Source organism: Microcoleus sp. bin48.metabat.b7b8b9.023 (genome assembly GCF_013299185.1).
Classification (GTDB): domain Bacteria; phylum Cyanobacteriota; class Cyanobacteriia; order Cyanobacteriales; family Microcoleaceae; genus Microcoleus.
On sequence record NZ_JAAFKG010000017.1, the window covers coordinates 65465 to 79874 of the forward strand.

General features: G+C 46.8%; 12 protein-coding genes and 1 tRNA gene. 7 read left to right on the plus strand and 6 right to left on the minus strand.

Features of this window, described 5'->3' with window-relative positions:
• Nucleotides 1–14: 14 nt before the first annotated feature.
• Nucleotides 15–99: transfer RNA gene (locus QZW82_RS12390), tRNA-Ser, on the plus strand.
• 187 nt (nt 100–286) lie between these two features.
• Here QZW82_RS12390 and QZW82_RS12395 read toward each other — a convergent pair.
• Nucleotides 287–661 carry a translation initiation factor gene (locus tag QZW82_RS12395; protein WP_293148488.1) on the minus strand — a complete coding sequence of 125 codons (375 nt, stop codon included), beginning with the start codon at nt 659–661 and terminating at the stop codon, nt 287–289.
• 108 nt (nt 662–769) lie between these two features.
• On the minus strand, nt 770–1276 hold the full coding sequence (locus QZW82_RS12400; RefSeq protein WP_293148490.1) for a hypothetical protein: 507 nt from the start codon (nt 1274–1276) through the stop codon (nt 770–772).
• 493 nt (nt 1277–1769) lie between these two features.
• Between QZW82_RS12400 and QZW82_RS12405 the strand changes: the two genes are divergently transcribed.
• Nucleotides 1770–2288 (plus strand): pentapeptide repeat-containing protein, encoded by a 519-nt coding sequence (locus QZW82_RS12405; protein ID WP_293148492.1) that lies wholly within the window; start codon nt 1770–1772, stop codon nt 2286–2288.
• Between the two features lie 237 nt (nt 2289–2525).
• On the opposite strand, the gene QZW82_RS12410 is transcribed toward QZW82_RS12405, so the two are convergent.
• A complete protein-coding gene (locus QZW82_RS12410; protein ID WP_096830678.1) occupies nt 2526–2648 on the minus strand; it encodes a hypothetical protein in 123 nt (40 codons plus the stop codon).
• A 20-nt stretch (nt 2649–2668) separates the two neighbouring features.
• On the opposite strand from QZW82_RS12410, the gene QZW82_RS12415 reads away from it, so the two are divergent.
• Nucleotides 2669–3283 carry a DNA-3-methyladenine glycosylase gene (locus QZW82_RS12415; protein ID WP_293148496.1) on the plus strand — a complete coding sequence of 205 codons (615 nt, stop codon included), beginning with the start codon at nt 2669–2671 and terminating at the stop codon, nt 3281–3283.
• A 46-nt stretch (nt 3284–3329) separates the two neighbouring features.
• Nucleotides 3330–3629: a hypothetical protein gene (locus QZW82_RS12420; RefSeq protein WP_293148499.1), complete on the plus strand. Its 300-nt coding sequence runs from the start codon at nt 3330–3332 to the stop codon at nt 3627–3629.
• 262 nt (nt 3630–3891) lie between these two features.
• On the opposite strand, the gene QZW82_RS12425 is transcribed toward QZW82_RS12420, so the two are convergent.
• A complete protein-coding gene (locus tag QZW82_RS12425) occupies nt 3892–5388 on the minus strand; it encodes a glycosyl hydrolase family 57 (protein ID WP_293148501.1) in 1497 nt (498 codons plus the stop codon).
• 386 nt (nt 5389–5774) lie between these two features.
• Here QZW82_RS12425 and QZW82_RS12430 point away from each other — a divergent pair, with 386 nt between their 5' ends.
• Nucleotides 5775–6578 carry a DUF928 domain-containing protein gene (locus tag QZW82_RS12430; protein ID WP_293148503.1) on the plus strand — a complete coding sequence of 268 codons (804 nt, stop codon included), beginning with the start codon at nt 5775–5777 and terminating at the stop codon, nt 6576–6578.
• Nucleotides 6579–6886: 308 nt separating this feature from the next.
• Nucleotides 6887–10063, plus strand: coding sequence for a CHAT domain-containing protein (locus QZW82_RS12435; RefSeq protein WP_293148505.1), 3177 nt, complete (start codon nt 6887–6889; stop codon nt 10061–10063).
• Between the two features lie 147 nt (nt 10064–10210).
• Here QZW82_RS12435 and QZW82_RS12440 read toward each other — a convergent pair whose 3' ends face one another.
• Complete coding sequence (locus QZW82_RS12440) at nt 10211–10756, minus strand: hypothetical protein (RefSeq protein ID WP_293148507.1); 546 nt, start codon at nt 10754–10756, stop codon at nt 10211–10213.
• Between the two features lie 67 nt (nt 10757–10823).
• Here QZW82_RS12440 and QZW82_RS12445 point away from each other — a divergent pair, with 67 nt between their 5' ends.
• Nucleotides 10824–11552 (plus strand): response regulator transcription factor, encoded by a 729-nt coding sequence (locus tag QZW82_RS12445; RefSeq protein WP_293148509.1) that lies wholly within the window; start codon nt 10824–10826, stop codon nt 11550–11552.
• A 264-nt stretch (nt 11553–11816) separates the two neighbouring features.
• On the opposite strand, the gene QZW82_RS12450 is transcribed toward QZW82_RS12445, so the two are convergent.
• Nucleotides 11817–14330 carry a CHASE2 domain-containing protein gene (locus tag QZW82_RS12450; protein WP_293148511.1) on the minus strand — a complete coding sequence of 838 codons (2514 nt, stop codon included), beginning with the start codon at nt 14328–14330 and terminating at the stop codon, nt 11817–11819.
• Between the last annotated feature and the right edge of the window lie 80 nt (nt 14331–14410).

Sequence of the window (14410 nt, forward strand, 5' to 3'; positions counted from 1 at the left end):
AAATCTATGCGCCTGGAGAGGTGGCAGAGTGGTCGAATGCGCCTGACTTGAAATCAGGTGAACCGCAAGGTTCCGTGGGTTCAAATCCCACCCTCTCCGTTGTTTTTATCTCTTTTCTATCAAGGCTTCTGGGTTAATTCTATAGTTAGACAAGAATTTTTTCGCTCAATTTTCGCGCTAATGGTTTTCTAGTCCCACCCTCTCCGTTTTTGAGAACTAGCAAAAAAAACACCCCCTCAGGGGCGCTTTTGCTTACCAGGTAATTTTTCTAGCCAACTTACTCCATTTAAGCGGTTTCCTCATCCGCCGGGTCGCCGTAGGGGTCTTCGCTGGCGGGGGTCAGGTTGCCGAACTGTCCGGCATCCGCATAGGAGTCGGCGGGGTCGCCGTAGGGGTCTTCGCTGGCGGGGGTCAGGTTGCCGAACTGTCCGGCATCCGCATAGGAGTCGGCGGGGTCGCCGTAGGGGTCTTCGCTGGCCGGGCGGGCGTTAGCAAAGTCTCCGTAGTCGGCGGGGTCGCCGTAGGGGTCTTCGCTGGCCGGGCGGGCGTTAGCGAAATCTCCGGGATTTGAGGGATCTTCATAATTGGTGTCAGGATCGACTTGCTCGCTGTCTGGCCCGACGATCGCATCTTTTAACTTCCGAAAAAATCCGTCTACCATGATAAAGTTCCTCTGTTTTATGTGTTGAAAAACTGTTGTTTTAGATTGGGAATACCAGAGTTAAGGGAAAATCATGGAACCTGCAATCTAAAATCTCCAATGGTGAGGCTACTGTGCCGGAACAGGACTTGTAGCTTCCGGCAAGCCTTTCAAGTCTCGACCGGTAGTTTGGTTGTTGTATCCCTGGAATTCCCGGTAACGCGCTGCTTCGGACTCAGGAACATTAACCTTAATTCCTTCAGGCGGTGGCGTTACCCAGTGAGCGCGATTTTGGGCATCGCGGTAGTAAACCCGACCGTTTTTGGAAAGGTAATGTTTTCCCTGCGCCCCCTGTTCTTGTTTATTTTTGTGCTGATTGTAGATGTAGTAAAGGGCGGCCGCTCCTGCTAAAGTAATCGCTACTTTTTGAGTATTGCTCAATCCTTTTTTTGCTTCGGGCGTAGGAGTGGCGCGATTAGTTTGCACTGATCCAGCGCGAGTGTCGTCAACGGTCGGCGGGGGAGCCGAACTTTCCTTGCTAGAACCGCAAGCACTCAAAAACGGAAAGGTCAGCAGCGTTGTCAGCAGCAGAGCCATGAAGCGCGATCTTCTGGTTTCGGGTTTGATTGTGTTCATTGCCGCTCCGAATTGTCGGGATTACAGGTAGGGTGTGTTCTGGCGAGGTTGAGGAACCTGAGCTGCTGCTAACCGTTTTGTAAGTACATTAATTACTCAAAGCAATTGTGACAAAAGTAGTTGCCCAGAACTTACAACAGCGCAGGTACGGCATTGCATTTCTCTTTGATCATCCGCAAATTTTTCTAAGATTGGCTCATGCTAGGGATATAAATAAGGTTTCTTTTTTTTCAGCCCGCAGGTATATGCGCATACGTTGCCTGAGGTAAAAAAAGTTTGTTGGTGGGCTGCCCAAAGCGAAGTGAAGCAGACCGACGGGCGAGTCCGAAACCAAAAGCGGCACAGCCGAGGGAGAGAAGGCGGGATTTAATTGTGCGAACCGGCTTATCTGAAATACAGACAATTTTGTTGTGGAAATTCAGGAGAAGTCGATCGCGCTGCTGTATTAATAATTAACCGAGATAGAAAGCCACAGTGGCTTTTAAGAATTTTTATGAAAATCCAAAATATAGTTACTGCTGGATTGTCGATCGCCGTTTTATTGGCTGCGGTCAAATACATACCTGATTTAAACAAGCAAAACCAAGTCAAGCAATTGCTGGAGACCAAACAGTGTCCCGAATGCAATCTCAGCAATGTCAACTTGAAGGGAATGGACTTACAAGGATTTAACTTGCAGGGAGCCAACCTAGAAGGTGCTAATTTGTCGGGAGCAAAACTGGCGAATGCCAACCTCAAAAATGCCAACTTGAATAAAGCCAACCTGACTGGTTCTGATTTGGGATGTAGCGGCATAAGTTTCAATCTTGATACTAACGGTCAAGCAGCAAATATGGATTTTAAAGTCAGTGCCGTACCCGAAAAGAATAACCCAGAAAATGCAGTAGTTGGTTTTAACATGAAATCAACAGACCGAGGAGCCACAATGCGTTTCAATCTTCCGGGATGCGCGGATTTCGAGAATGCTACAATGCAGGGAACTAAAATGCCCGATGGCAACATTCACCCTTAATTCCAGCAAATATAGCGATCGTCAATGAGATAATATCTGCTGCGAAATCCTTTCCTGCTTCTGCTCTTATCTTCCTTCGCGTACTTTGCGCCTTCGCGGTTCAATAATTACATATTCATCCACCGCGTGGCATACACCCAAGACATATAATTGCTTGACAATGCGCTCAAAAAAACAAAAAACCGTCGTCTGAATCACAGGCGACGGTTTTTTTAGGCCAGTAATTGCCAGCTAAAATTAGTGAGCAGAACCGTTACCGTGATACTTGTCACTATCGTAGAATCCGTTTTTTGTGCCGAAGAACAAACAGCACACGGTGAAAACTGCTGTCAAGACTGCTAAAACTAACTTAACGTCCATAATTTACTGTCTCCTGTTTGATGAGTGCAAATACTCAGATTGTAGAATCTTTTTGGCTGGCGCGGCCATCTACCAGCGTAGCGCCTGATTTGCTGGGCTGTACTCTGGTGCGACAGTTTCCTGATGGGGAGATTATTCGGGGAATGATTGTGGAAACCGAAGCTTACGCCCCCGGAGATCCCGCTTGTCACGCTTACCGACAGCAGACTCTTCGCAATCAGGCGATGTTCGGGCGTGCGGGTATCGGCTACGTTTACTTTATCTACGGGATGTATCACTGTTTTAACGTGGTGACGGATGCGGAGGGAGTGGGTAGCGCTGTGCTGATTCGAGCTTTGCAGCTAGATGCGCCTCCTGTCAAGTTTGCTGCTATTCCCGAAAAAAAGCAGTTGCGCCTCGCGGCCGGGCCTGGGAAGCTGTGTAAGGTGCTGGAGATCGATCGAACTTTTAGCGGTTTACCCTTGGATTCCGACCAAGCGCTGCGGTTGGAACACCGGAGTGTCCAATTTCAGGAGGCGATCGAGTCAGGTACGGTTAATATTGTGCAAACTACGCGGATCGGGATTTCGCAAGGGATGGATTTACCTTGGCGTTGGTATATTGGGAACTGTGCGGCTGTATCTACATTCAAGTAATGTCAAAGATGTCACTGTAAATTTTGTCACTTATCTCAATCAAATTATGGCTTATTCTTCTGAAAACCCGATCGTACAACTCAAAAAATGCCTGACACTCGCTCAGGATGTTGGGAGTCACGCCGAAGCTAACCGAGCTTTTGAGCAATTGTGCGGGATTATCGATGCTGAAAATCCGATGGCGGCGCAACTTTTGGAGATGTTGTGGGAAGATGCAATTCTGGCTAGGCGATCGGCTGTATTTTGGCAGCAAATGAGCGAGGTTGAGAAAGATATGGCTAATAGAATGATGGAAAATATGACGCAGATGAGACAAAATTATTTGCGCTTGATGCAAGAAATGTAGGATTTGGGAATGGGGAATTGGGCAAAGAGGGCATGGGGCATTGCTAATTGCCCGGACTTTACCAACAGGCGTAGGGTGCGTCAGTCCAGATATTTAACATCGAGCGAACAGTTGGTTTCTGACCGAATAGCCGGGGTTTGAAGCCCTTACTCAGGTCGGCAGATTGTGATAAGAACGGAGTTTAAATCTCCGTTCTTATCACTTCGCTCTCAACTGTCAACTGTCAACTGTCAACTGTTTAAGCACCCTACGATCAATTTTCCTACTTCATTAAAGCAGCGCCGCGGTTGTAAAGTTCCCGGGCGTAATCAGTCCAAGTTCCCTGTCCCCAATAGCGGAAACAGCTTGTTTGTACCAATAAGTTGTAAAGCAAAGCTTGCTGGTATTCAAACTGCTTGGTAACTGTGGCATCTTGCTGCACCAGCCGATCGTACTTTTGGTGAAATGCGGCGCTGAGTTGATTCATCGGTTCCAGGACGTTTTCGTAGCCCTTCACCCAACTCAAATCGTTTGTCCAAGAAGCACCATCCATGTGAAAATTGTGGTCGGTTTGCTTGAGTTTGGCGATCGCACTTTCGACTTTTTCCGGTGTCGCACTATCAGCATCGACTAACTGCCAGATTTTGTGCTGGTTGATTCCCTGACAAATCGGATAATCATCGGGATTAACCCCCGCCGCTTCAATTATCTCCAAATATTCAGTGCCGTTTAAACCGACAACACCGGATTTTCCGCCACCTTGAGAGCGGTTTTCGTGCCAAGCTTTCATAAAGGCGCTGGGAAATTCATTCATCATCACGCCGCCATTTTCACCGTCAGCAATTTGCGTCACCAAAGAAGGAATCGTGACATTGCCAATTTGCTGTTTGTTGCGGACTTTCGCTTCGTAATAAGGCTGCATTTGTCCAACCAATTTTGTATCAGAACCTTGAGTTTTAATCAAAGCCGTAATGCTGATGGTTTCGCCGCGAGAATTGCGGGCTTGCAAACGGTTGGGAATGTATTTTTGGTCTTGCGACAATCCCGAACCATCGGGGTTTTCCACAGAATGTTCCTGCACCATTAGCCAGCGGTAGCCGCATTCTTTCAAAGCTTTGATGTATTCGTACAGTGTATCGGGGTGATTGGGAAAGTGCATTTCTGGTGGCGAAAAACCTTTAACGCGCTTCAAAGCATCCAAGCCAAAAATTGCCGCAAAATGATGTTGCCATGCTTGAATTTGGAGTTTAATGTCGGGGATTGGAGTTGAGGGAATCACGGCGTGACTCCACATTGTCCCCAGCCATTCTACGTGGGGTTGGTATTGAGGATCGCAGGTAATTCGCTTGAGATTGTTGAGTACATCATCGCGTCCCATTTGGCGCAATCCCCACAATAAATTGCCCGAATAGTCGAGCATAATTCGCGGGTTGCAGCCTTCGGCTATCAATTGGGGAATGAATTCGCCCATGCGGGAATAGCACCAAGCAAAGACTCCGGCGTTATGATTATCTCCTTGGTTGGGATTTTCAAACATATTCTGGAGATTGCAGATTAGTTCGCCGTTTGCACCGGCTGGAATGGTTGGTTGGTGCATATGGAGGGCGCAGGCGAATCCGGCTTGAATGTTTTCGAGGCGCAGATTTGTGGTAGGTAAAAAGACTGGTTCGTTGCTGTTGGTAGCGGCGCTGATTTCTGCTTCGGAACCGCAAATGTTGGGCAATCCGGAGCGAAGTTCTTCTAAAACGGGTGGGTTGGGGGATGGTGCGATCGCAGACATAAGTTTTTCTCAAGAATTGTGGAGGAACGCGGTCTGCTATTTGGTAAGATAGCTATATGCTTTTAGGGTAGCAGAAAAGGTAGCAGATTTAAGTAAGTATCGAAAAGTTAGGAATAATCTTTGAGTTAGTTATGCGATCGATATTCGGAAAAAGACGAGACAACTGGCGATTTGCATCAAGAAATTGAGTTGACAAAAGCGATCGAATGAGTTAGGTTTTTCGGAATTTGTCACTTAGTTGCAGATATTTCGACTTGGGTTCACAATGATTGATTATAAAAACCGCAGATAAACACAGATAAACGCAGATAAAAGTCTGCCATGATTATTGTCAGGTTGCTGTGCGATCGCCCTGAGACTTTGTACCTCTACCTCGCAGATAGTTTATGAATGAAAAAAAACTGCTCTTACAGCAGGCGGCGATTAATTTGCTGGTTGCTGTCACAATTGTTCAACCTGGATTGGCTGCGATGCTCGCGGATTCATCCGAGTCACCGCATTTGCAGCCGCAGGTACTGGCTTACGAGCCGCCCGCGCGGGGAGCACCGGGCGATCGCGGAGATGCAGGTAGCCGCGACGATCTTCACCACTTTTTAGCTTTAATTCCGGCTCTAAATTTAGGATTGACTGCGATCGCACATCCGACTTTTTGGCTGTACTTGCCGGCTCCATTTCCCGATGACATTCCCTTGGAGTTTGTGCTGCGAGACGAAGAAAATCAAGAAGTAGTTTTCCGAACATTTTTTCAGCTTGCAAAAACAGCGGGACTTGCGAGTTTTTTCTTACCACCCAATGCACCTCCTCTGGAAATTGGCAAAAAATATCGCTGGGATTTTTTCTGCGACAATATCTCTCGCTACGGGTGTGTTGAGCGAGTGAAATTGGCACCAGAAATCTTAGTTCAGCTAGAAACCGCATCGCTGAGGCATCGCGTTTTACTGTTGGCCAAACACGGTTTGTGGTACGAAACTATTACTGAATTAGTTGCGTTGCGGGACAAACTTTTGAGTCAATTACAGGTAGCTACTTTAGAGGAAAGGCTGCTGATTTATGCTGAAAATGATTTGCGGTATGAAGCGCTAGCCGAGTTAAGTGGATTTGAGAAAATATCTTCTCTGGCGACTTTGGAGGCTGATTGGGAGGCTTTATTGCAGCATCCATTTGTGCTTTTGGATGGGATTGTTTTATAACTGTTTGTTTGAGGTAGGGATGAATATTAAAATAGGATTTACGCAATCCCAGGAGTAGGGGATTTTTAAGGTGATTGGTGTTGACAAACACGTTACACCCGCAGTCCGGCAGGGGTTTAAACCCCTGCCTCATAGCAAAAGTCGGTTGAAACCGACTGTTAATTACGATCGAAATTACGGTCTATTTTAGTCCTCTTTTAGAGGACTTTAGCTATGAGACAGGGGTTTTTAACCCCTGTCGGACTCTCGGAACGATCGAGAAAACTGCGTTAACTAATTACCAATAATTAACCATCAATTATCAACTGATGAAATACCCGATATTAAGCGTCTATAACACTTTCAATACAGCACCGATCGCCCTTTGGTCATTTGATGCAGCAGGAAACTTGGCGAGCGATCGCCCGGATCTCCCTCCAGCACTGCTAATTGACAGCGTTTGCCGTGCTGTTGAGCCATCGCAAAACGGGCCACAAGAAAGCCTGCTGCTGACTGGAGGTTACGTTACTTTCCCAGTCACTCCTCTACTGGATCTCGGCACGGAAGACTTTTCTATCTGTGCGTGGATTCGCACGGAAGATTACGGTATTGTCAAAATTATCGATAAGCGGATTGAAAATTCCGGCCCTATTCAGGGCTGGAGTTTGTTTATTTATCAAAGTAAAATTAACCTGCAAATAGCGGATGTAAAAGGTTGGCTAAACTGTGGTGCAGATCGTCCAGAAAAAATGGCTCTTTTCCCAGTTGTCAGCGACAGCCAATGGCATCACGTGGCGGTTGTTGTCGATCGCGATCGAGTGGATGGAGGGCGCTGGTATGTCGATGGCAAGGAAGTAGATGACCGATTCAGACCCATATACCAACAGGGTTCTCTCAGCAATAATATGCCCCTGACTGTTGGCAGGCGATCGGACGATTTTGGTGGCATTTATCGAGGCAATATTGGAGATATTCAGCTCTACAAACAGGCGCTGTCGGCGGCAGATGTGTTGTCGATTTACCGATCGATTCAGTCTCCTATTAATAATAAATTTTTTGTTAATATTCTGAAGAGACCAGAAATAGCGCACCCCGAGCAAGATTCCTTCTCGGACAGTGATAATAATACCCTGGAAAGATACTCGCAGGCGATCGAATACTATCAGGAGTCGCTAAATATTCATAGAAACAACGGCAACGGCTACGGAGAAGCGAATTCTTTGAACAATCTAGGCAATATTTACAGCGCGCTGGGGGAATACTCGCAAGCAATTGACTCTCACCAGCAAGCGCTAAATATTCAGCGAGATATCGGCGACTGCGCTGGACAAGTGGATTCTTTAAACGCTTTGGGCAATATTTACAATGCTTTGGGGGAATACTTGCAAGCAATTGAGTGCCACCAACAGTGTTTAAAGATTGAGCCGGAAATCGGCAACCTCTATGGAGAACCTAATTTCTGGCGCGATTTGGGGAGTGCATATCATTCCCTGGGCGAATACCAGCAGGCGATCGAATGCCAACTTCAGTCTTTAGATATGGCAATAAAACTCAACTCTAAGCATAGAGAATTGAACTCCTTAAACGCTTTGGGACGTACCTATGTTTCCCTGGGGAAAAATCAATTGGCGATCGAATACTGTGAGAAGTCCCTGAATCTTGCACCGAAAATTGACAACCGCTTTGGGGAAGCTAATTCTTTGGTGATTCTGGGTAATGCTTACAGTAATTTGGGGCATTACTTGCGGGCGATCGCATTTTACAAACAATCCTTAGATATTCAGCAGGAAATTGGCGATCGCTCTGGGGAAGCAACTTCCTGCCGAAATTTGGGCAATGCTTACCGCTGTTTGGGGCAGTACCAGCGGGCGATCGAATACAGCCGCAAGAGTTTGGAGATCGCGCGGGCGATCGGCGAAACCGCATCAGAAGGGGCAACTCTCAACAATTTAGGACTTGCTTTATTTGACTTTGGCAAGTTTGCAGAAGCTGAAACAGTCCTGGGCGATGCAATTCAAACTTGGGAATCGCTGCGGGTCAAATTGAGCGATCGCGATAACTTTAAAGTATCTATTTTTGAAACCCAAGCCGCAACTTACCGCCATTTGGAAAAAACCCTGATCGTCCAGAACAAAATAGAAGCAGCACTGGAAATTGCGGAGCGATCGCGCGCGCGAGCTTTTGTAGAGTTACTGGGTGCTCGGTTGTCGGCAAATTCAGATGCGATACCCGATATTAAGCCGCCTAACATCGATCGCATTCAAGAAATTGCCAGAGCCCAAAATGCAACTTTTGTCGAATATTCGATTTCTTTTTTAGAAGAACTCTTTATTTGGGTAATTCAGCCGAGTGGTGAAATCGCATTTCGCCAAGTTGATCTCAACTACGAACATACTTCGCTTAAAGAATTGGTTGCCGATTCTCGCGAGGCGATCGGCATCAGGAATCGCGATTTCAATCCCACTCTAAAAATGTACCCGGGCGATTTAGTCAAACTCCACGATGATGCGCCGAATTGGGAACCTTGGCAAGTAATATCTGTCGATCAAACTCACAACATTCTCTCCCTCTCCCAATCCTCTTGGCCCGCAGGGTTGACTATTAAGAGACCTGCAATTGATGTAGCAACAAAAGTGGAATCGAGCCTCACCAATCACCCACGCTTGCAAAAACTTCATCAACTGCTAATCGAACCGATCGCCGATTTGTTGCCGACAGATCCAGCAGCTAAAATTATCTTTATTCCTCAAGGCGAACTGTTTTTTGTGCCGTTTCCGGCGCTGCAAGATGCTGCTGGGAAATACTTAATTGAAAAACATACTATTCTGACCGCTCCTGCAATTCAAATTCTGGAATTAACCAGTCAAAAACGGCAAGAAAATTCTAATTTAGCTGGGGATATTTTAGTAGTAGGAAATCCGACGATGCCTGAAGTTGCTCTGGTACCGGGCCAACCTCCGCAGCAGTTATCTGCTTTGCCGCATTCAGAAACCGAAGCTAACGCGATCGCCCAATTGTTCCAAACCCAAGCCCTGACGGGGAAATTCGCTACCAAATCTGCCGTGCTTCAGCGGTTGTCAGACGCCCGCATCGTCCATTTTGCCACCCACGGATTGCTCGATCGCACTCGCGGACTCGGCAGTGCGATCGCCTTTGCACCCGATCGCACCGATAGCGGTTTGCTGACGGCTGAGGAAATTTTGCACCTGCACCTCCAGGCGGATTTGGTAGTTTTGAGTGCTTGCAATACCGGCATGGGGCGGATTACCGGTGACGGGGTTATCGGCTTGTCTCGCGCTTTAATTTCGGCTGGTACATCCAGTGCGATCGTGTCTTTGTGGGCGGTGCCAGATGCTCCTACAGCCGATTTGATGGTGAAATTTTATCAAAACCTCGATCGAACGGGCAACAAAGCTCAATCGCTACGAAACGCCATGTTAGAGACAATCCAGCAGCACCCAAACCCCAGAGATTGGGCAGCTTTCACGCTAATCGGCGAAGCCTAATGGGGAGTTTCGGTTAAATTTTGTAAAGAATTGCCAAATCCCGCGAAAAAATTAGTTTTTTGGCTGAAATCTTCACAGAAAGGCGATCGGGCCTGGATAAGTCATTTCGATTTTCGATTGGGAATGACTTAAATCATGTTCAGTCAATCAGCAGCAACAAAAACGGTTTGTAGTGAGGACTTCAGTCCTCATAATCAGAGGACTAAAGTCCTCACTACGAACTAAAATCCGGTTTGTAGTGAGGACTTCAGTCCTCATAATCAGAGGACTAAAGTTCTCACTACGAACTAAAATCCGGTTTGTAGTGAGGACTTCAGTCCTCATAATCAGAGGACTAAAGTTCTCACTACGAACTAAAATCCGGTTTGTAGTGAGGACTTCAGTCCTCATAATCAGAGGACTAAAGTTCTCACTACGAACTAAAATCCGGTTTGTAGTGAGGACTTCAGTCCTCATAATCAGAGGACTAAAGTCCTCACTACGAACTAAAATCCGGTTTGTAGTGAGGACTTCAGTCCTCATAATCAGAGGACTAAAGTCCTCACTACGAACTAAAATCCGGTTTGTAGTGAGGACTTCAGTCCTCATAATCAGAGGACTAAAGTCCTCACTACGAACTAAAATCCGGTTTGTAGTGAGGACTTCAGTCCTCATAATCAGAGGACTAAAGTCCTCACTACGAACCCAAATCATGATAGTTGTTTGACCGGACATGATATTACTAATTAACTTTGCACCATTAACAATTGAGTTAAAAATTATGAAAATCTCTGCCGATAAAAACACCAAAATTCTAGTTGTAGAAGACGACGCCCCCGTCCGCAATCTAGTCTATCGCTTTCTGAAGCAGAGATATGAAGTACAATTTGCAGCCGACGGCCAAACAGCATTAGAAATATTTGATGAATTCAACCCAGTGCTCGTGATTTTAGATTGGAATTTGCCCGATACTACAGGCTATAAACTTTGTCAAGAAATGCAAAAGCGGACGAATGTTTTAGTCGCGATTCTGAGCAGCCGCACCGCCGAAGAAGATCGAATTAAAATCCTGAAAGCAGGTGCTGACGATTTTATGTGCAAACCCTTCAGTATTGAAGAACTAGCAGTTAGAGTAGAAGTCTTGTTGCGGCGTGGGAGAACCGTCAACCCGCCCCGCCTTGTCTGCGGTCAACTAGAAATTGATTTAATGAGTAGGGAAGTAAGATTGCAGGATAAAACTTTGACTCTAACCAAATTAGAATATGAGATCTTGTGTTTTTTGGCAACTCATTCAGATGAAGCTTGGACTCGCCAACAGCTAATCGAAAAAATTTGGGGCTGGAAATCCAATTACGCATCAGAAGAGCGAGTGGTGGACGTGCATATCGGCCAGATTCGCAAGAAAATGGCTAAAGTCGATCGGGCTGTGCCAAATTTTATTCAAACAGTTCGCGGATACGGTTACACATTTGCTCCGAATGCTCGCAATCACAGGATATTTTCCAATTAGGATTGAATTGCCAAAATAATTTGGCAATACAAGTCTATTGAATAAATAAATTCAAATCCGCTCTTCATAGGAATGATAATTCATCTCTCTATACTCTCCCTCTGTGTCCTCTGCGCTCTCTGTGGTTTAACAATTCCGGTACAGCCAGATGTGATATAATTTAAAATCCCAAAAAAAAGGTATGTAGTTGCGCTTCAGCGCTCCGATCGTAGATATACTAAGAGCGCTCAAGCGCAACAACGTACCTATCTAACAGAGACGGTTCTAGATTCGCTTACAAAAAATCGCAATACCACACGCCCCCAACATTGCCACAACCGACGGTACCAAAGGCACCCACCAACCCTGGATTAGCAAAAACCAGCAAACTCCGCCCAAAATCCCCGCAAAAGCGATCGCCCGCAACACCGCAAACAGCCTGCGCCGGCTGAAAATTGCGATCGTGCTACCAACTGCTGCGCCGCCCAAAATCCACAGCATTTCCTGCCACAGAGGAACAATTTGCAACAGCGGGCGCCCATCCAAAGCAGCACTGATAATTTGACTCGACATTTGTGCCTGAAGTAACACCCCCGGCATTTTCTGGTAAGGTATTTCTCGCGCGCTGTAGGGTGTAAAAAAATAATCGGGATTGGAAATCGGCGCCGTCACACCTATAAAAATAATTCGGTCTTTAATCAAATTGGGACTGACTTTTCCTTCTAACAGTTGTGTCAGGCTAACTCGCCGAATAAAATTTTGGGGCGATCGATAATTGAGCATAATTTGAAAACCGCGATCGTCCAGGTTGTGATAAGCGCCTGTACTGCCGTGAATCGGTGCAAAAACCGCCTTTCCCAGCTCTATCTTATCTCCTGGTAGAGTTTCTGGTGTGATGCCTTTTGCTGCTAGGTAATGGAGCGCAGCCCTCATGTTTAAAGAATGTTCTGTAGCACAACTATCGGTTCTATGCGGCTGGATAAACAACAAGTGGCGGCGGAGAGTGCCATCGGCATCAGCCACCACATCGCTGAACCCGAGGCGCTCTTTTGGCAGTGCAGGCGGCGGTTTGATGCCGCATTTGTTCGGTTTGCCGCTTTCTTTGACGCTGCACAAACCAATTAAACTTCGATCGCTCTTAAAGCTAGCAGCCAATGCCGCATAACCGACTCCGGAGGGGCGAGGGCGAAAGATATCCAGGGCGATCGTTTGCGGCCGATACTGTGCTAAATTTGCTACTGCTTTGGCGATCGTCCCATCCGGCAGCGGAAAGCCGTATTTTTCGATATCCGTTTCCGTTGCTTCCACCAGCAACAAACGCGAATCCGAGCTTTCGGGGGGACGCAGGCGCATCAATTCGTCAAAAGCTTGCAATTCCGATACTTGCAGCCAGCCCAGCGATCGCATTCCCAGGACAAAAACAGCAGCAATTGCGATCGACAACAGCCCGCTCCCAAAACGGCGCCGCCAAGATAAAGATGGCGAATTACTGGCATTTTTCACCTCGGGTTTGTGCAGCAACTCTTGCCAAGTCGGCGGCTGGGATGCCGGATTTTGACAAATTACCGGCAGCCAATCCGCGCCCGGAATTTCTGACTCTAATTCTGCCAATCTTTGCCTCGCGAGGCGCACTGACACATACAAAGATTCCCCGCTGCAAAAAAATTGGAGAAAATACTTCAAAAAATCTTGGGCAACTCGATCGCACACCGGTTCCCGCATCACGATCGTTTGCGGGATTCCCAAATCTTCTAGCTGTCGCGCTAGGCCCAATCCGTCGCAGGAATTCACAACAGCCAATTGCAAGCCGCTGTTAACTGCTAGCCTGAAACCGTGTTTCAGTTCCTCAACTGTTAAACTCTCGGTTTTATTGATATAAAATTTACCACTTCGACCGTCGCTGTCGGTAGAACTGTGTCCGGCAAAAAATAAGATATCCCAGTTTTTTTCCCAAAGCTGTTCGCAGATTTGGCGGCGGCTTGGTTCGACTAAAAATGTAATTTCTGCTGATGGCAATTCTGCCAAGATTTTGCAGTCTTGTTCAATATCAATATTTTGACTGTTACCCAGTATTGCTAAAATTCTGACGAGATTTTTATGACCTTTTCCAAAACTCTCCGATCCCCCCCAGCGGGCGGGCACGGGGGCACCGCCCCTACAAAGGGGGGAGAATTCACTCAAATTCCACCTTCTTAAAGGGGATTTAGGGGGATCTGAAATCGGAGATCCCCCCCAGCGGGCGGGCACGGGGGCACCGCCCCTACAAAGGGGGGAGAATTGTGTCAAATTCCCCCTTCTTAAAGGGGATTTAGGGGGATCCCAAACCTGCGGTTTTATAGAAGTGGCGCTTAAAGCAATTTCTGCTTGCGGATAGCGATCGAAAATATCCCAACAGTACCAAGGCAGCCGCCGCAAAACAATGTCGTCAGTTTTGATTAAAAATCGAACTGTGTCCAACGGGCTTAATTGTGCGAGCAATGTTTCTCTGAGTTGGCGAAACGATTCGGAATAGAGCCAGCTATTGATTTGCTGGCTTAATTGTGCTGCCAAATCCCGGCATTTTGCCAACTGTTCCGCACGAGAGCTACTAATGGTAATTGCGATCGGCTTAATGCGGAAATCTCCCAAACTGCGGTACACTGACTGCCAGCGATCGTAGTTGTCAGCTATTTCTGGTTGCGGAGGCAAGAAACCTGGGATTTCTACTGCGGCCCGTTCTCCTTCCGGGCCGATTTCCAGAGTAGCTCGCACGCCTTTTGTCAAGTTATCATCTAGCTTTAAGACAACTAATTTTTGCATGGTTGACACTCTCAGGTCTTTGATACACTGAGATTTTTGATTCCTCAAGCTAACTTCCTGGTAAAGGTTCAATTTTAATG

What these genes read in the sequence shown, in the direction of transcription:
- QZW82_RS12415 (WP_293148496.1), top strand. Translation starts at nt 2,669, where the DNA reads ATGAGTGCAAATACTCAGATTGTAGAATCTTTTTGGCTGGCGCGGCCA.
- QZW82_RS12450 (WP_293148511.1), bottom strand. Translation starts at nt 14,330, where the DNA reads ATGCAAAAATTAGTTGTCTTAAAGCTAGATGATAACTTGACAAAAGGC.
- QZW82_RS12410 (WP_096830678.1), bottom strand. Translation starts at nt 2,648, where the DNA reads ATGGACGTTAAGTTAGTTTTAGCAGTCTTGACAGCAGTTTTCACCGTG.
- QZW82_RS12420 (WP_293148499.1), top strand. Translation starts at nt 3,330, where the DNA reads ATGGCTTATTCTTCTGAAAACCCGATCGTACAACTCAAAAAATGCCTG.
- QZW82_RS12435 (WP_293148505.1), top strand. Translation starts at nt 6,887, where the DNA reads ATGAAATACCCGATATTAAGCGTCTATAACACTTTCAATACAGCACCG.
- QZW82_RS12445 (WP_293148509.1), top strand. Translation starts at nt 10,824, where the DNA reads ATGAAAATCTCTGCCGATAAAAACACCAAAATTCTAGTTGTAGAAGAC.
- QZW82_RS12405 (WP_293148492.1), top strand. Translation starts at nt 1,770, where the DNA reads ATGAAAATCCAAAATATAGTTACTGCTGGATTGTCGATCGCCGTTTTA.
- QZW82_RS12400 (WP_293148490.1), bottom strand. Translation starts at nt 1,276, where the DNA reads ATGAACACAATCAAACCCGAAACCAGAAGATCGCGCTTCATGGCTCTG.
- QZW82_RS12440 (WP_293148507.1), bottom strand. Translation starts at nt 10,756, where the DNA reads ATGATTTGGGTTCGTAGTGAGGACTTTAGTCCTCTGATTATGAGGACT.
- QZW82_RS12430 (WP_293148503.1), top strand. Translation starts at nt 5,775, where the DNA reads ATGAATGAAAAAAAACTGCTCTTACAGCAGGCGGCGATTAATTTGCTG.
- QZW82_RS12425 (WP_293148501.1), bottom strand. Translation starts at nt 5,388, where the DNA reads ATGTCTGCGATCGCACCATCCCCCAACCCACCCGTTTTAGAAGAACTT.
- QZW82_RS12395 (WP_293148488.1), bottom strand. Translation starts at nt 661, where the DNA reads ATGGTAGACGGATTTTTTCGGAAGTTAAAAGATGCGATCGTCGGGCCA.